The sequence below is a fragment of the Chryseobacterium sp. Chry.R1 genome (assembly GCF_039645525.1).
In the GTDB taxonomy this organism is placed as follows: Bacteria; Bacteroidota; Bacteroidia; order Flavobacteriales; family Weeksellaceae; genus Chryseobacterium; species Chryseobacterium proteolyticum.
Genome location: NZ_CP151793.1, coordinates 118,515 through 136,375 on the forward strand (window position 1 = coordinate 118,515; position 17,861 = coordinate 136,375).

Here is a 17,861-nt window from a genome sequence, read left to right on the forward strand (position 1 = left end):
AAAAGATGAGTCTATAGGGCTTTCTCAAGCATAAATCATCTCCTTCTCCAATAAAAGATATATCTTTGGAAAATATATGAAAAAAATAAACTAAATGATTCTTAACAACCTTAATTATCCTCTGGATTTCAAATTCAAAATCACAACATTAGCCAGTGATTTTAACATTACAGACAGAAACGGGAACTATGTGGCGTATGTTCGCCAAAAAATGTTTAAGCTAAAGGAAGATGTTATTGTCTTTAATGATGAAAGCAAATCTAAGGAGCTTTTCAGGATACAGGCCAATAAGTGGATCGATTTTAATGCATCCTACTCTTTAAATGATCTTGTTGATAAAAAAAACTTCGGAAGGCTGGCAAGAAAAGGAATGCGTTCACTCTGGAAGTCAACTTATAATATCCTGGACGCAAATGATCAGCCTAAATTTACAGTAACGGAAGATAATGCATGGACAAAATTCTTCGACGGGATGGTAAGTGAAATTCCGATCATCGGTATGTTTACCGGATATTTCTTAAATCCTGCTTACACGGTAAGAGGCGTGGATGGAAAAGAATATTTTAAATTAAAAAAGATGCCTTCATTTTTTGGCAGAAGATTCCAGCTAGACAGAATGATCGATATCGATGATGAGGACGAAAGTCTGGTTATACTTTCTTTATTAATGATGGTTCTGCTTGAAAGAGCCAGAGGATAATGTATTAAAACCACAAACAATGAAATACCTTATTATTATCTTTTCAGCACTCTTGGTAGTAGCTTGTAAAAAAGAACAACCAAACGTTTTAACAACCACTCCCAAAGATTCACTGAATATTGTTCAGGATTCTGCAAAAGTGGAGAGCTCAGGAAAAATCCTGGTTGAAACGATAGCCTTCCCCAAGGAGATTAAAGAATGCTCATGTTACTTTGCAAAAAGCAAAGCTGATTTCGAAGCGGAAAAGTACATCTATGCTGATGATGCAGGAAAAACAGCTTACATGAAACTGGACGGAAAAAGATTAGCCATGAACCTGATCTCATCCAGCGATATGGAAGCTGATGAACTTCTAACCAAAGAAATAGAAAATGACGATTATAAAATATCCGTAAAAGGTAAAAAAATCAAAGGAGAAGAAGCTCTATTATTTGAAGGGACCATAACCATTGAAAAACCTGACGGAACTGTCATCACATTGCCTATTTATGGAGAATGTGGATGCTAATCATCCTGTAATTACGCTTTTCAAAAATTTCCTCTCCAAAATAAAAAAGACTGCTCCCGAATTTACGGGAGCATTTTTTATTCGTAATTTTGATAAAAATAAATTTTATGGAATTATCCAATATAGAACCGCAGATTATCTGGAAGAATTTCTCCAAATTAAATGCTGTTCCAAGACCTTCAAAAAAAGAAGAAAAAGTAATCGCATTTATTAAAGGATTTGGTGAAAGTCTGGGATTACCAACAACAGTAGATGAAGTAGGAAATGTTATTATTAAAAAACCTGCAACAGCAGGAATGGAAAACCGTAAATCGATTGTATTACAATCACATTTGGATATGGTTTGTCAGAAAAACAGTGATGTTAATTTTGATTTTGATACAGAAGGCATCAAAATGGAAGTTGACGGAGACTGGGTAAGAGCAAAAGGAACTACATTAGGAGCAGATAATGGTTTAGGTGTAGCTACGATCATGTCTATTTTAGAAAGTTCAGACATTCCGCATCCGGATTTAGAAGCACTTTTTACCATTGATGAAGAAACAGGAATGACCGGAGCTCTTGGATTAAAGCCAGGACAGCTTACCGGACAGATCCTATTGAATCTTGACACCGAGGAAGATGATGAGATTGATATCGGCTGTGCAGGAGGAATAGATGTTACTATCACTCAAAACTATGAGCTTGAAGCAGCGAAAGGACAAATTGTAAGAATTGAAATCAAAGGGCTACAGGGAGGTCACTCGGGAATGGATATCCATAAAGGTTTCGGGAATTCCAATATTATTTTGGGAAGATTGCTTTACAGCGGTTTAGCAAAAGAAAATGTACAATTGATTTCAATCGATGGTGGTGGTTTAAGGAATGCGATCCCAAGAGAAGCAGTAGCTATTATCTCTGTAAGAAACGCCAATGAGTTTATTGAGGAACTGACCAATGGTCTTAAAAAAGAAATTTTAGAAGAATTTGCAACTGTTGAGCCAGGTCTTCAGATCAATATAGAAAATTCAACAAGCTCTGATAAAGCCCTGTCTGAAGAAGATTCTAAAAAGGTCATTTTAGTCCTAAAATCTCTTCACAATGGTGTTTACAGAATGAGTCCGGATGTAAAAGATCTTGTAGAAACGTCCAACAATGTAGCAAGAGTAGAACTTAAAGGTGGAAATTTAAAAATATTAAACCTGTCAAGATCTTCAGTTGACTCAACTAAATATGCTGTGGCAGAACAGTTAAAATCAGTTTCTGAACTGGCAGGAATGCAAGTAGAATTCAGTGGCTCTTATCCCGGATGGAAACCAAAACCCGGATCTGAAATCGTTCAGCTCATGGAAAAGATCTATACCGAAAAATTCACTGAAAAGCCTCATGTGGTAGCTTGCCATGCAGGTCTGGAATGTGGGATCATCGGTGCTAACTATCCGGAAATGGAAATGGTAAGCTTTGGACCTACCATCAGAGGAGCCCACTCTCCTGATGAAAAGGCTAATATCCCTTCAACACAAAAATTCTGGAGCTTCCTGAAAGAAATTTTAGCGAATATTCCTCAGAAATAATTATTCAAAGTAATAATCATTCATGTGGAGTCCATAGGCTTCACATGATTTCATCAGCTGGAAAATACAATTCAAAGATACAGTATACGTATGCTATCCGGGAATTCCAAATTTTCCAATACATAAAAAAAGTCCTGAAAAAAAATTTCAGGACTTTTATATTTTTAAGTTAAAAATTTTCTAAGGATAAGGAGCAATCTCTACTTCAAGCCCTTCCATATCTTCCACGATGTGCAGCTGACATCCTAATCTGCTGTTTTCCTTCACATGGAAAGCTTCAGCTAACATAGCATCTTCTTCATCTCCCATTTCAGTTAAGCCCGGATCATTGATCACATACACCTGGCAGGAAGCACACATAGCCATTCCTCCACAAACACCGATTGTTCCTTCTTCTGCTAATTCATAAGAACGGATAACTTCCATTAAATTCATAGACATATCCGTTGGTGCAATAACATCGTGCGTTACACCTTCCCTATCGGTAATTTTTATATTGATATCTGACATAATTTTGCAAAATTAGTCAATTTTTTTCACAACTGCTTTTTCTGCTTCTTTACGGCTTCCGTCGAACCCGTCTACTCCACTCACAGTAGTATATTTAAGAACATATTTTTTCCCAGGGTTCAATCTGTTATAAACACTTTGACACATTAATGTTGCTTCATGAAAACCACATAAGATCAATTTTAATTTACCCGGATATGTATTAATATCACCAATAGCGTAAACTCCGTCAATATTTGTCTGATAATCCAGCGCATTGTTTACAACGATGGCATTCTTTTCAATATTCAGCCCCCAGTTGGCAATATCTCCTAACTTTGGAGTTAAACCGAATAAAGGAATAAAATAATCCGTTTCAATATCATGAGCTTCTTCACCATCTACCTGAACGGTGATCGCTGAAACTTTTCCTTCTCCTTTTATTGCAGTAACCTCGGCAGGGGTAATTAATTTTATTTTTCCCTGGTTCTTTAAATCCTGAACTTTTTCTACAGAATCCAACGCTCCCCTGAACTCATTTCTTCTATGGATCAAAGTCACTTCACTGGCAACGTTAGATAAGAAAATACTCCAATCCAATGCTGAATCTCCACCTCCTGCAATAACCACTTTTTTATTTCTGAAGTGTTCAGGCTCTTTAACAAAATATTCAACACCTTTTTCTTCGTAATCTGCAATATTTTCGATGGTAGGCTTCCTTGGCTCAAAAGTTCCTAATCCACCGGCAATAGCAACCGCTTTTGCTCTGTGAACCGTTCCTTTATTCGTAACAACCTCAAACCATTCCTCATCTACTTTTGTAAGCGTAACCGCCGTTTCGCCTAAAGTAAACCCAGGCTGAAACTGCTTGATCTGCTCCATTAAATTATCTACCAGATCACCGGCATTTACCGAAGGATAACCCGGAATATCGAAAATAGGCTTTTTAGGATAAAGCTCGGCAAGCTGACCTCCCGGCTGTGGAAGTGCATCTATAATATGGCATTTCATTTTAAGCAAACCTGCTTCAAACACTGCGAAAAGTCCAGTTGGTCCGGCTCCTATAATCAATATGTCGGTAGTAATCATAATAAAATTTAATTTTACATATAACTGCAAATTTACTAATTTTAACGCGAAGCTGATTTAATTGAGTCTAAATAAAAACCTGAGATTTATCAAATAACGGGTAAAATAGAAAAATTTTAATTTTGGCAGCGTTTTTGTAAAAACCATATTATGAAGAAAATTCTCAATATCATTGCATTATTCGTATTCTTTCTTGGTTTTGGCCAGATTGATAATATAGCAGATGGCGAATCTATTACTTTCAGGATTCATTACGGAATACTAACTGCCGGAAATGCAACGCTTACAACTCAAAAAACAACTTACAAAGGAGCTCCCCACCTCTATGTAAAAGGAACGGGACAAACCTCCGGTGCTGTAAAAGCTTTTTTTAAAGTGGATGATCTTTATGAGAGTTTCATTGATATACAGACGGGACTTCCCAGTTTCTACGTTCGAAATGTAAAAGAAGGAAGCTATCGCCAACATTTTGAAACTGTGTTCAACCATGACAACAATACACTAATCCTGACGGATAAAAAAACACCGGCTAACGGCTCAAAAGTAATCAAGTCTGTAAAAGGAATACAGGATATGCTTTCTTGTTTTTATTACCTCAGAAGCCAAAGCCAGACGGAGCTTAAAGTGGGTACGGTAATTAATATGAATGTTTGGATTGATGATGAAATGTTTCCTTTTCGTTTAAGGGTTGTAGGTACCGAAAATTTAAAGACAAAGTTCGGAGTCATCAATTGCTTAAAAATCGTTCCGTCAGTAATGAGTGGGAGAGTATTTAAAGATAAAGAGGGAGTAACCATGTGGGTTTCTAATGATGCTAATCACGTTCCTATGTTACTTAAAGCTGAATTAGCTGTCGGTTCTTTAAAAGCAAGTATCGACGATTTTAAAAATGTAAAATACCCCTTAAGGTTTTCTAAATAAAAAGCCACTAACAAACATAAAAAAGCCTCCTACCGGAGGCTTTTTCTATAGTGTCTTAAATTGTTCTAAAGTTCTGATATCGTTTTCAAAGAACATTCTGATATCGCTCATTTGATAAAGAAGCATTACAATCCTCTCAATACCCATTCCGAAAGCATACCCAGAATATTTTTCCGGGTCAATATTTACATTTTTTAAAACAGCCGGATCCACCATACCGCAACCCATAATTTCCAGCCATCCTGTTCCTTTAGTAATTCTATAATCCGTTTCAGAGTTTAATCCCCAGTACACATCGATTTCAGCACTAGGTTCAGTGAAAGGGAAATAAGAAGGTCTCATTCTGATTTTGGACTTTCCAAAAAGTTCAGTAGTAAAAAACTGGATGGTTTGCTTCAAATCCGCAAAGCTTACATTTTCATCGATGTATAACCCTTCAATCTGATGGAAAATACAATGAGAACGGGAAGATACCGCTTCATTTCTGAAAACCCTTCCCGGAGATAAAATTCTTACTGGGGGTTGGTTTTCCTCCATATAACGAATCTGCACTGAAGAAGTATGCGTTCTCAAAAGAATATCAGGATTTTGCTCAATAAAGAAAGTATCCTGCATATCTCTTGCCGGATGATATTCAGGAAGGTTAAGTGCCGTAAAGTTATGCCAGTCGTCTTCAATTTCAGGTCCATCAGCTACCGCAAAACCAATAGATTTAAAGATCTCAATAATTCTGTTCTTCACCAGGTTGATAGGATGTCTCGATCCCAGCTCCAAGGGAAAAGCAGGTTTTGTAAGATCATCTTTCTCCACTACGACGGAAGATTCAGAAGCGCTTTTCAGATCTTCTAATTTTATGGCAATAGCCTGTTTTAAAGAATTCACTTTCTGTCCGAATTCTTTCTTCTGATCGTTTGGAACTTCCTTTAATGTTTCGTAAAAATCGTTTAGAACTCCTTTCTTACCATTATACTTGATTCGGAAATTTTCGATCTCCTCTTTAGATGTAGTATTGAAGTTATTTACCTCAACGAGTAGTTCTTCTATCTTTTCTATCATTATTTTACCCTTTCAAAATGTTTTGCAAAAATACGATTTTTCAGTTTAAAAACTTTCTTATTTTATCATAAAAAATCTGCCCCCTTATTCAGAGGCAGACTTCAATCACTTATTTCACTTAAATAAAAAAATTATTTCTTTTCTAAAGCTTTAACGTTGATCTGAAGAGTTACCTCATCTTTAATCACTCCGTTTTCAGCAGGAGCCTGGAATTTCACACCAAACTCTTCTCTTTTAATATCTTTAGGTTCAGTAGCTACGGTTACTTCACCTTCTTTTACAGACACATTAGCTTTAAGCTGAAGCGGCTTGGTAATTCCTTTAATCGTTAAATTACCATCCAATAAAGTATTATAATCACCTTCAGCTGCCGGTGTAACTTTAGTAATTTCATAAGAAGCAGTTGGAAATTTTTCAACTTCAAAGAAATCCCCGCTTTTCAAATGCCCGTTCAGTTTTCCTAATTGCTCTGCGTCATCTTTTAAATCCACAGATGTTAATGAATTCATATCAGCAACGAACTTTCCACTTTCTAATTTTCCATCTTTCACTGTAAGATCACCACTTTCAAACTTAATTGTTCCGAAATGGCTTGTACTTTCAGATTTGAAGACTTTATACCCCTTCCACTCTATTTTACTATTTAAAGTATCCAATGCATATTGAGCACCTTCTTTTGTTGTCGTAACATCATTACTTTCACTTGTAAGCGGTTTGTCTTTTTTACAAGAAACAACAACAGCTGTAGCAAAAACGGCAGGGATAACGAAATAAAACAGTTTTTTTCTCATTTTTGATATTTTTTTATTACGTTCGCTAAGATAATAAAAAAAATAATTCTTTTTTAAAAATACTACATTTGTAATATGCTATTAGAGATAAACAATCTTTATTTTTCACATCGTAAAGACCAGCCTCTTTTTCAAAACCTCAATATACGATTTGAGGAAGGGAAAATCATTGCCCTGGCCGGTGAAAGCGGCTGTGGAAAATCTACATTATTAAATTTAATTTATGGACTTTTAGACTGGGAAAGCGGTGAAATTATTTTTGACGGCACTCCACTTATGGGCCCGAAAGGCAATCTTGTTCCCGGAGAACCTCAAATGAAATTTGTTGCTCAGAATTTTGACCTGATGCCTTATTCCACCGTTGCAGACAATGTGGGTAAGTTTATTTCAAATATCAATCTATCAAAAAAAAGAGAAACCGTTCATGAACTTCTTGAAGTAGTAGGCCTGCAGGAATATGCTGATGTTTTCCCAAAAAATTTAAGTGGCGGACAGCAGCAAAGAGTGGCTATTGCGCGTGCTTTGTCTATATTGCCTAAGCTCCTGATCCTGGACGAACCGTTTAGTAATATTGATTTTCCAAGAAAAATAGAACTTCGGGAAAGGCTTTTCAGGTATGTAAAGCAACATAACATTTCCTTAATCATCTCAACTCATGAACTTCAGGATATTATACCTTGGGTAGACCAGATCGTTGTTCTTCAAAGTGGTAGACTGATCCAAAACACCCATCCGGAAGAAACTTATAAAGAACCTTACAATCCTTATGTTGCTAAACTTTTTGGGGAAGTAAATATTTTCACCGATCATGAAATGAAGAATTTTGGGATCCCCAAATTTTCCTATTACCCGCATGAAATTAAAGTTTCGGAAAACGGTATGGATGCAGAAGTTCTGGAGAGCAGGTTTGCCGGTAACCATTATTGGAATAAAGTAAGAGCAAAGGAAAAGGATGTCGTTTTATATACCAACAGCAAAATTGAAGGCCCCGTAAAAATTGTCTTTGCATAAAGCCGAACTGCTCAATGGTGGAAAAAACAAAATTATTATACGTATAAAGTATAAAAGGTAAATTTGGGATTCGGTGATTTTTCCAAAAAAATTAACATATCCTTAATATGCTTATTGTTAGTTTGTTGATAAAAGTCCGGATTCCGGAAATTCATTTTTAAAACTTTTTATTACATTTGTAATTCTATAGCATAAGGAAACTTTTGGTTAATTCTCTTTCTGCCTCCTGGACGAACATTAGCAGAATCCTGCAATCTAGTCTTTGAAAGATTACACTGTCCAATCTTTTCCTTTTTTTGTTTCTTATAACTCCTTATATATCAAAAATGCGTCCCTAAAGACGCATCAATGAATATATTATCAGGTTTTATGCTTTCTTCACGAACTCTGATTTCAAAGCCATCGAACCAAAGCCGTCAATTTTACAATCGATATTATGGTCACTATCAGGTCTCAGGCGGATATTTTTCACCTTTGTTCCCGCTTTTACAGGTTTTGGAGCTCCTTTTACCGGCAGGTCCTTGATAACCACTACAGAATCGCCATCATGTAACTCATTTCCATTGGAATCAAGTATTTTACCTTCATTGGCTGTTTCCGCAGCTGCCTCATCAGCATTCCATTCATAAAAACACTGGGAACAAACCGTCATGTTGTCACTAGGATAAGTAAATTCGGAACCACACTTCGGACAAAGAACAATATCACTCATATTTTAATTTTTTGCAAAGGTAGAGTTTTTTAAAGGATCAAGTCAACAGAAAGGTTTAGAGATAAGATCAGGTATCGGGAGAAAAATCACCCACCCTATTTATCTATTTATGTATTAACTATCAACATCTATCGTACCTCCTGTTTCCCATCTCCTTCATCAATCTCAAATCTCAACTATAATTTGTACTTTTGCAGATTGAAAACAGCAGAAGCAATTATGGAACTTATTCACAGAAACCTGGCAATCGGAATTCACGATGCCCTACAGGAGACATTTTTTGAAAAAAACAAATACGCTGATAAAGTTATTGAAAGACTTTTAAAGGCTCACAGAAAATGGGGAAGTCAGGACAGAGCCGTTGTTTCTGAGATTTTTTACAATATCATCCGTTGGAAAAAGCGTTTGGAGTATTATATGGGAGAAGGTGTAAAACCGAATAACATATACAAACTCATTCTTGCTTATTTGCTTTGGAGCAAAACAAACTATAAAAAGTTTGAGGAGTTCGACGGGATAAAAATCGCTGATATCATTACAAAGCTAAAAAAAGATACTGTTCCTACAAAAGCTATTGAACACTCTATTCCTGAATGGCTGGCTGAAACCCTTGAAAAAGAATTAGGCGCTGGCTGGGAAAAGGAAATGAGAGCTTTAAATGAGCAGGCTCCTACTGTTTTGAGAGCAAATTCTCTTAAAACAACGCCCAGAGAACTGATCTCTGATCTATCTGATGAAGGTATCGCCTCTTTTACCGTGAGAAATTATCAGGACGCTGTACAGCTGGAAGAAAAAAAGAATGTTTTTTTAACAACAGCTTTTAAAGAAGGATTATTTGAAGTTCAGGATGCTTCTTCACAAAAAATAGGATATTTCCTTGATGTAAAAGAAGGACAAAGAGTAGTTGATGCATGTGCAGGAGCAGGAGGAAAAACACTTCACCTCGCAGCACTAATGCAAAATAAAGGACAGATCATCGCTTTGGATATCTTTGAATGGAAACTAGCAGAACTAAAACGCCGCGCCAAAAGAGCAGGCGCTCATAATATTGAAACCCGTATGATCGCGGACAATAAAGTGATCAAACGTCTTCACGAAAAAGCAGACAGGCTTCTTATTGATGCTCCTTGCTCAGGCTTAGGAGTTTTAAAAAGAAATCCTGACAGTAAATGGAAAATCGACCAGGATTTCATTGATAGAATCAAACTGGAACAACAACAGATCCTTCAGGATTATTCTAAAATCCTTAAAAAAGGTGGAAAAATGGTGTATGCCACATGCTCTATTTTGCCTTCTGAAAACACCGGACAGGTTAAGGAATTTCTTAAAAACAACCCGGACTTCAAACTTATTAAAGACGAAAAAGTAATGCCTAGCGAAGGATATGACGGATTCTATATGGCTCTTATAGAAAGGTTAGCCTAACCAGCCTTACATTATAAATATACTAACTACTCCATTTTCTGGAGTAGTTTTTTTTACAATACATCATTAATCAAAAAAAATTTCTCAATATTCGTAACATTTCGGTATCCTTGGAATACCTATTCATGAAATGCCATTGAATTTACAGGTAGACATTTGTAAGACATTGTATATTTGTGATAAACCATCCGCACATGCGTAAACGACTTTTATTTGCTTTCTTTGCTTTTCTGTATTATGTTTCATCTGCCCAAACCTATGAAATACAGTATACCAATTCTTACAACGGAAAAATACAGACAGAACAGTCACCGACTTTTATATGGGTTAACGGCAGTGAAAACTTCATCCTTAATAACTCTATCAGGGAACAAAAGAGCGAATATCCGTTTGAAATTACAAAAATTGAAAAACCTTCAAATACAATTGTATCATACGGGTTTTTAAAGCCTGATGAGATTATTTCTACTGCCGATAAAGAATCAGTAGCCAGACAGACCTTTGAATTAACCAATGAAACAAAAAAAATTCTCGGCTATGCCTGCCGGAAGGCTGTCACTAAAATCAACTCCAATACAATAGAAATCTGGTACACAGGAGATTTAAAGATAAGTGGCGGACCTTCAGTTCTAGGACAAAACCTGGGATTGGTTCTGGAAATTGAAAGAAATAAAAATTCTCTAATTACTGCCACTTCTATTAAAAAAGTAAAAAAAACCAATATTGCGGATATCATTAAAGGATCCATTACCTCTACAGATCTTTTAGGTTACAAAGACCAGCTGTGGAAAAGCCGCTTTACTACTTTGAAAGTTTTTGAAAACGAAACGATCAACTTCTCGGACGAATCCAAATCCGACGAAAAGATAAAACGATTTGCAAATGGAACAATTATCTTAAAAAAGGTAACGTTTCCAAAGATATCTGAAGGAGAAAATGTTTTCATTGAATTAAAACAGCAATCCAATGGTGATGCTTATGACAGAACAGGAACCGTTTTCTTTATTCCTCAGAATAAATCGCAATCCTTTTTTGATGGCCTGGAAAAAGGTGCTAAAACACTTCCGGTATACGAAAACGGAAATGGAAAGCAATATTATGGCATTATCCCTACAGATAATTATGATCCGAGCATTGAAATGATGCGCTTCTTTACCGCATTTGGGATTCAAAAATTCAACCATATCCAGCTAAAAGGAAAAGACTGGCAAACAATCAGTCCATACCGTCAGGATATTACAGAACTAAAGCCTTCTTTATCTGATAAAGAATTATGGATTGGAACCTTTATAGGAAACTATGATAAAGGCGGACATACAGTAAATCTGGAAATTACGATTCATAAAAGTGATCAGACTGTTTATAAAAACAATACCGTAATTCCGTTGTTCAATACCGTCAACATCATGGAAATGGCGGGACAGGATTATTCCACCATGTTTAATGCCGAGAAAGGACTCTTCGTAGAATTCACTCTAAAAAAAGATCTGAAAAATGCGCAATTACGTTATATAACGACAGGCCATGGCGGATGGGAAAACGGAGATGAGTTCGTTCCGAAAGTCAATTCCATATTTGTGGATGGAAAGATGATTTTCTCTTTTACACCATGGAGAACAGACTGTGGTTCATACCGTTTATATAGCCCTGCATCAGGAAATTTTCCGGATGGACTCTCTTCATCAGATTTAAGCAGATCAAACTGGTGTCCCGGGACTGTTACGAATCCAGAATTTATTTCATTGGGAGATTTAAAGGCCGGAAAACACAGTATCCAGATCAAAATTCCTCAAGGCCCTACAGAGGGCACAAGTTTCAGTTCATGGAATGTTTCCGGGGTTTTATTAGGAATTCAATAAAAAACAAAACCTTCTCGTGATATTAATCACAAGAAGGTAAAAACACAAATGATGAAAAAAAATTATTTCGAGCCACAAAGTAAAAGTAAAAATTCATATAATTAATTACCATATATTAATAAATATCCCATTTTAATTTCGTATAGCTACACATAGTATTCTTCTGTAAGAAAAATATTAACCAAAATCATATTTATCATTCAATTTAATTAATTAAATTCTTTAAAATAGATTATTTAATTAAAAATATTAACTTATATTTAATTAATGTTTTCTTTTTTAAATTGCAAGTCTATTTTTGCTCCTAAATAAATGATAAAAAATGTGTGGAATCGTATGTTTGTTTGACGCAAAACAAAAAACAGAAATATTAAGACCTCAGGTCTTGGAAATGTCAAAAAAAATCCGTCATAGAGGTCCGGATTGGAGTGGAGTTTTTCAGAATGAAAAAGTGGTGTTTTCTCACGAAAGATTAGCCATTGTAGATCCTACATCCGGAAAGCAGCCTTTATTTTCTAAAGATGGGAATATTGTATTAGCCGTAAATGGGGAAATATATAACCACAGGGAACTGAAGGAAGAATTTCCGAACTATGAATTTCAAACCCAATCCGATTGCGAAGTTATTTTAGCACTTTACGAAAAGTATGGTAAAGACTTCCTGGAAAAGCTTAATGGTATTTTCGCATTTTCGTTATATGATATCAAAAATGATGTTTATCTCATCGCGCGGGATCATATGGGGATCTGCCCGCTTTATCAGGGATGGGACAGAAACGGCAACTTCTATATCGCTTCAGAATTAAAAGCACTGGAAGGAATTTGTAAAACCATTGAAACCTTTTTACCGGGACATCTTATTTACAGTAAAGACGGTATGGAGCTTCAACAATGGTACACAAGAGACTGGACCGATTTTGATCATGTAAAGGATAATGAGAGCGATATAAAAAAACTGAGACAAGGATTAGAAGATGCAGTTCACAGACAGCTTATGAGCGACGTTCCTTATGGAGTACTATTATCGGGAGGATTGGATTCTTCTGTAATTTCAGCGATCACTGCAAAATTTGCCCGTCAAAGAATTGAAAGCGGAGACACCCAGGAAGCATGGTATCCGAGACTGCATAGCTTCGCAGTAGGATTAGTAGGATCTCCTGATCTTGCAGCAGCACAAAAAGCAGCAGAACATATCGGCTCTGTCCATCATGAAGTTAATTTTACCGTTCAGGAAGGACTGGATGCTATACGCGATGTAATTTATCATCTGGAAACCTATGACGTAACAACCGTAAGAGCTTCTACTCCCATGTATCTTTTAGCAAGAGTAATCAAATCCATGGGGATTAAAATGGTACTATCAGGTGAAGGTTCTGATGAACTTTTCGGTGGATATCTATATTTCCATAAAGCTCCGAATGCCAAAGAGTTTCACGATGAAACAGTAAGAAAATTAGGAAAACTTCACCTTTATGATTGTTTAAGAGCCAACAAAGCATTAATGAGCTGGGGAATTGAAGGACGTGTTCCCTTTCTTGACAAAGAATTCATGGACATTGCTATGAATATTAACCCTAAAGATAAAATGATTGATACCGCTGATGGCAAAATAGAAAAATGGATTTTAAGAAAAGCTTTTGAAGATATCCTACCGGAATCTATTGTTTGGAGACAAAAGGAGCAATTCTCCGATGGTGTAGGCTATTCATGGATTGATACCTTGCGTGAAGTGGCAGAGAAAGAGGTTACGGACGAAATGATGGCGAATGCAAAATTCAGATTTCCATTGAACACTCCTCAGAATAAAGAAGAATACAGATACAGAACGATCTTTGAAGAACATTTCCCAAGTGAAACGGCGGCAGCAACAGTTCCGTCTGTACCATCTGTGGCATGTTCCACTCCTATTGCACTGGAATGGGATGAAGCTTTTAAGAAAATGAACGATCCAAGCGGAAGGGCTGTAAAAGTACACGAAACTTCTTATGAGGGATAATATTTGGGGAATAATCAAAGGAGTTTTTGAACACCCTGATAAAAAATTTTCCAACTCACCTTTCAACCCCCCGGAAACTAAAATTTATTAATCCTGTAGCAATACAGGATTTTCTTTTGAATAAACATCAATAATATTAACAGATTTTAACTAACAATCAAAAATAGTATCTAATAAATAATTATATTTGGAAAACGAAAAAATCAATATTATAAAATGAGAAGAACCGTTACTATCTTTTTTGCTTTATTATCTATAAATTTTGCTTTTGGCCAGGGTAAATTTGGTAAATATCTTAACTCAAAGAAACTTGCACTTACTTATAAGACTGTAAAGGACAACGAAAAAGAAAATTATTATCAACAATATTACTGGCTTGCGAAAGCTGAACAATTAAAAACCTATCCGCACCTTAAGGATGTAAAGCCAGTTGTTCTCTATGAATTTGTGAAAAAAGTAAACCCACAGAATCCAACCAAAAAGCTGGATGCCAGAGGAAAAGAACTACGCGAAACAGCTGAATTATCTTTAAATCAATACTTTAAGAATAAGAATTTTGAAAACAATGCCGTTTTAATGTATAATCTTGAAACGTATGTTGATCCTTCTCAGGGTGAGTACTTCACAAAGGTAGATCCTGAAAAAATCAAGGAATTGGTGCCTAAAGAACTTTTTGCCTTCAATTCCCTGAATAGAAAAACTCAGGAGGAAAAGACTTATTACCTTTGGATAGACAAGAAAAAAGATGATTTTAAAATTGTAGATATTATTCCGAGTGAAGAAGATAAAAAGTTTTATGCTTCACTAAAACAATATCTTCCCAACTATAAGTTTTCAAAATATGTTCCTTCTGTAAAAAAAGGGAACAAAACCGATAAAACAGATGTGGATTACTATTACATCATGCCGTTTGAGCAAAATACAGATAACATCGAGTATAAAACAACAGATTTTAAAACTTTCATTTTAAGCCAGTACAGAAAAGCCGGCGATGAATGGAAAGGAGTAGAAAAAACTAAAAAATAAATCAAAAAGTCCTGTGAAATCTCACAGGACTTTTTTAATTTTATACATATTTCTTTATCTAAGAAACAAGTCTTTTAAGTTTCAAAATACATTACATTAGATAATGGCCGGAAGAGAGGGAAAAAACCTGTTCAATCCATTTATTTTTATTCCAGAATGATCTCTTCAATTTGCCTTGATCGAAATAGCAAACTTATCGAAAGACTACATTATATAAAGATCCTAGCTGATATAACATGTCTGAAACCAATTCATCTCTAACGTCGATTAAAAAAATCCTTCCACTGATTCTTGCTACCGCTATTTTCATGCAGATGCTTGATTCTACAATTCTGAACACTTCTTTACCTTCTATTGCCAAAGATCTAAAAGAGTCTCCGCTCAATATGCAAAACGCCATAATCAGCTACGTTCTGACTCTGGCAGTTTTCATGCCTGCGAGCGGCTTTTTAGCAGATAGATTCGGAACAAAAAGAGTTTTCATCTTCTCCCTGGTTCTCTTCAGCCTGGGTTCCTTATTCTGTGCATTATCGCAAAACCTCACTCACCTTGTTATTTCAAGAGTTATCCAGGGAGTGGGCGGCAGTTTAATGACACCCGTTGGAAAATTAGCCCTCATTAAAACCTTTGATAAAAGTGAATTATTAAAAGCTATGAATTTCGCTATCATTCCCGCTCTTATCGGTCCTGTATTGGGGCCGTTGGTTGGTGGTTATATGGTGGATTATTTATCCTGGCACTGGATATTCCTTATTAATATCCCAATTGGCTTTTTAGGGATTATTCTGGGAATTAAGTACATGCCTAATTACAAGTCGAAGGACGTTGATTTCGATCTCAAAGGCTTTATGATTTTTGCTGCAGCCTCCCTCCTGCTATCCATTTCTCTTGAACTTTTTGGGGATCTTCAGAATATAACACCGGTTCTTCTGATCTTTATCTTAGGATTTCTCTTTCTATATTATTACTATAAACATGCAAAAAAGGAAGGAAATCCTATATTTCCTTTAAATCTTTTCCAGGTGCGAACTTTCCGTGTGGGAATTGTAGGAAATCTGGCTACCCGTCTAGGAATCAGTGCTGTTCCTTTGCTACTTCCCCTGATGATACAAATCGCCTATAAACAAACAGCAGTTACGTCTGGCTGGATCGTTGCTCCCATGGCTCTGACAGCTATACTCGGAAAATCATCAGTCATTAAAATCCTGGATAGGTTTGGTTACCGTCAGACGTTAATGGTTAATACATTCGTCATTGGAACATTAATATGTATGCTGGCCATTCCTGATATTCATACGAATCTTCTATGGTTCATCCCGATCATAGCGGTTTTAGGCTTTTTCAATTCTATCCAATTCACCTCCATGAATACCATTTCGATTGCTGATTTAAGAAATTTCCAGACGAGCAGCGGTAATTCATTAATATCTGTAAATCAACAGCTCGCCATTGGTTTTGGAATTGCTTTTGGTCTTATTGTTCTAAAAATATTTGAAAGTACCGATCTTATTAAAGGAGAAATCCATAATGCTTTCCGCTATACTTTTCTTACAGTTGGTTTTCTCACAATATTATCCGGATTGGTATTCCGAAGACTTCATATTTCAGATGGCAAGAATATGAAATCAAAGGAGTAACCCTATTATTTCGACTATAATAAGTCATGAAAATCAATCTAATCCGAACTTAACACAGATCAATGCAATTGATTCTTATCTACTCTATTTTTGTTATTATAAAAAATCAACATTATGATGACAACTAAAAAAGTAGAAATCGTAGTATCTCCAAAGCCTGCCCATTTTGTAGGTGATGGGTTCAGAGTTCATAATTTTATACCCGGTGCATCAGGATTAGATATGAAAAGAATGGATCCTTTTATTATGCTCGATTATAATTCAAAATTCCATTTTAACGGATCTGAGAAACCAAGAGGAGTTGGAGTACATCCGCACCGAGGTTTTGAAACCGTAACCATAGCGTATCAGGGAAAAGTAGAACATCACGATAGTTCGGGAGGTGGTGGTATAATTGGTCAGGGAGACGTTCAGTGGATGACCGCTGCAAGAGGTGTCTTACATAAAGAATACCACGAAAGAGAATGGTCTAAAACCGGTGGAATCTTTCAGATGGTTCAGCTTTGGGTGAATCTTCCAGCGCAGGATAAAATGAGCAAACCTAAATATCAGGCCATCAAAAACTCCGATATGAAGATCGTTGATCTGAAAGAAAACGGGTTTATTGAGGTGATCGCCGGAGAATATGCAGGAAATAAAGGACCTGCAAATACCTTTACTCCGGTACACATGATGAACGCAAAATTAAAATCCGGCGGAAAAGCTGATTTTAATTTTCCTGCTCACTTTAATACTGCTGCCCTTGTCATCGAAGGAAGTATTATTGTGAATGGAAATGAAAAAGCAAAAACCGATCAATTGGTATTATTTGAAAACAAAGGAGAGGGATTTACCATTGAAGCCAGTGAAGACGCAGTGGTACTGATCATTAGTGGGGAACCAATCAATGAGCCCATTGTCCCGCATGGCCCTTTTGTAATGAATACAAGAGAGGAAATCATGCAGGCTTTTGAAGATTTCAACACCGGAAAATTCGGATATTTAGAAGATTAACCATACAGAATTTGGCAATAATTAAATAATCTTAATCTTAAGTCGGTTATTTAATTATTGCTTTTTTATTACCTTTAACATAATACTTTTACTTT

At 36.0% G+C, this 17,861-nt stretch carries 16 protein-coding genes; 11 read left to right on the forward strand and 5 right to left on the reverse strand.

Annotated elements, in window-relative coordinates:
* Positions 1-94: 94 nt before the first annotated feature.
* The 3 genes from AAEU33_RS00600 to AAEU33_RS00610 all read left to right on the forward strand — a co-directional run bounded on the left by AAEU33_RS00600 (position 95) and on the right by AAEU33_RS00610 (position 2,761).
* On the forward strand, positions 95-700 hold the full coding sequence (locus tag AAEU33_RS00600; protein WP_172283973.1) for a hypothetical protein: 606 nt from the start codon (positions 95-97) through the stop codon (positions 698-700).
* A 19-nt stretch (positions 701-719) separates the two neighbouring features.
* Positions 720-1,208, forward strand: a complete 489-nt coding sequence (locus AAEU33_RS00605; protein WP_345990458.1) for a hypothetical protein — start codon at positions 720-722, stop codon at positions 1,206-1,208.
* Positions 1,209-1,315: 107 nt separating this feature from the next.
* A complete protein-coding gene (locus AAEU33_RS00610; protein WP_345990460.1) occupies positions 1,316-2,761 on the forward strand; it encodes an aminoacyl-histidine dipeptidase in 1,446 nt (481 codons plus the stop codon).
* Positions 2,762-2,941: 180 nt separating this feature from the next.
* Here the strand turns inward: AAEU33_RS00610 and AAEU33_RS00615 are convergent, their stop codons facing one another.
* Both AAEU33_RS00615 and AAEU33_RS00620 read right to left on the reverse strand, forming a co-directional pair.
* On the reverse strand, positions 2,942-3,271 hold the full coding sequence (locus tag AAEU33_RS00615) for a 2Fe-2S iron-sulfur cluster-binding protein (RefSeq protein ID WP_172283967.1): 330 nt from the start codon (positions 3,269-3,271) through the stop codon (positions 2,942-2,944).
* 12 nt (positions 3,272-3,283) lie between these two features.
* Positions 3,284-4,339, reverse strand: coding sequence for an NAD(P)/FAD-dependent oxidoreductase (locus tag AAEU33_RS00620; protein ID WP_172283966.1), 1,056 nt, complete (start codon positions 4,337-4,339; stop codon positions 3,284-3,286).
* Positions 4,340-4,489: 150 nt separating this feature from the next.
* Here AAEU33_RS00620 and AAEU33_RS00625 point away from each other — a divergent pair, with 150 nt between their 5' ends.
* Entirely contained in the window at positions 4,490-5,260 is a 771-nt protein-coding gene (locus AAEU33_RS00625; protein ID WP_172283964.1) for a DUF3108 domain-containing protein, read from the forward strand.
* A gap of 45 nt (positions 5,261-5,305) precedes the next feature.
* On the opposite strand, the gene pheS is transcribed toward AAEU33_RS00625, so the two are convergent.
* Complete coding sequence (gene pheS / locus AAEU33_RS00630) at positions 5,306-6,316, reverse strand: phenylalanine--tRNA ligase subunit alpha (RefSeq protein ID WP_345990463.1); 1,011 nt, start codon at positions 6,314-6,316, stop codon at positions 5,306-5,308.
* 131 nt (positions 6,317-6,447) lie between these two features.
* Entirely contained in the window at positions 6,448-7,107 is a 660-nt protein-coding gene (locus AAEU33_RS00635; protein ID WP_172283961.1) for a YceI family protein, read from the reverse strand.
* 75 nt (positions 7,108-7,182) lie between these two features.
* On the opposite strand from AAEU33_RS00635, the gene AAEU33_RS00640 reads away from it, so the two are divergent.
* Positions 7,183-8,118 (forward strand): ATP-binding cassette domain-containing protein, encoded by a 936-nt coding sequence (locus AAEU33_RS00640; RefSeq protein WP_345990465.1) that lies wholly within the window; start codon positions 7,183-7,185, stop codon positions 8,116-8,118.
* A 367-nt stretch (positions 8,119-8,485) separates the two neighbouring features.
* Here AAEU33_RS00640 and AAEU33_RS00645 read toward each other — a convergent pair whose 3' ends face one another.
* Positions 8,486-8,830 carry a zinc ribbon domain-containing protein YjdM gene (locus tag AAEU33_RS00645; protein WP_273650805.1) on the reverse strand — a complete coding sequence of 115 codons (345 nt, stop codon included), beginning with the start codon at positions 8,828-8,830 and terminating at the stop codon, positions 8,486-8,488.
* Positions 8,831-9,049: 219 nt separating this feature from the next.
* Here AAEU33_RS00645 and AAEU33_RS00650 point away from each other — a divergent pair, with 219 nt between their 5' ends.
* From AAEU33_RS00650 to AAEU33_RS00675, 6 genes are all read left to right on the forward strand, one after another.
* Positions 9,050-10,255 carry an RsmB/NOP family class I SAM-dependent RNA methyltransferase gene (locus AAEU33_RS00650; protein ID WP_172283955.1) on the forward strand — a complete coding sequence of 402 codons (1,206 nt, stop codon included), beginning with the start codon at positions 9,050-9,052 and terminating at the stop codon, positions 10,253-10,255.
* 194 nt (positions 10,256-10,449) lie between these two features.
* Positions 10,450-12,114 (forward strand): GLPGLI family protein, encoded by a 1,665-nt coding sequence (locus AAEU33_RS00655; RefSeq protein WP_345990468.1) that lies wholly within the window; start codon positions 10,450-10,452, stop codon positions 12,112-12,114.
* A 322-nt stretch (positions 12,115-12,436) separates the two neighbouring features.
* On the forward strand, positions 12,437-14,110 hold the full coding sequence (asnB, locus tag AAEU33_RS00660; protein WP_345990470.1) for an asparagine synthase B: 1,674 nt from the start codon (positions 12,437-12,439) through the stop codon (positions 14,108-14,110).
* A gap of 216 nt (positions 14,111-14,326) precedes the next feature.
* The gene (locus tag AAEU33_RS00665; RefSeq protein WP_172283951.1) at positions 14,327-15,136 is read left to right on the forward strand and encodes a hypothetical protein; all 810 of its coding nucleotides are present in this window, start codon (positions 14,327-14,329) and stop codon (positions 15,134-15,136) included.
* Positions 15,137-15,372: 236 nt separating this feature from the next.
* Positions 15,373-16,773, forward strand: a complete 1,401-nt coding sequence (locus AAEU33_RS00670) for an MFS transporter (protein ID WP_172283949.1) — start codon at positions 15,373-15,375, stop codon at positions 16,771-16,773.
* 117 nt (positions 16,774-16,890) lie between these two features.
* Positions 16,891-17,766 carry a pirin family protein gene (locus AAEU33_RS00675; RefSeq protein ID WP_345992719.1) on the forward strand — a complete coding sequence of 292 codons (876 nt, stop codon included), beginning with the start codon at positions 16,891-16,893 and terminating at the stop codon, positions 17,764-17,766.
* Positions 17,767-17,861 lie beyond the last annotated feature (95 nt).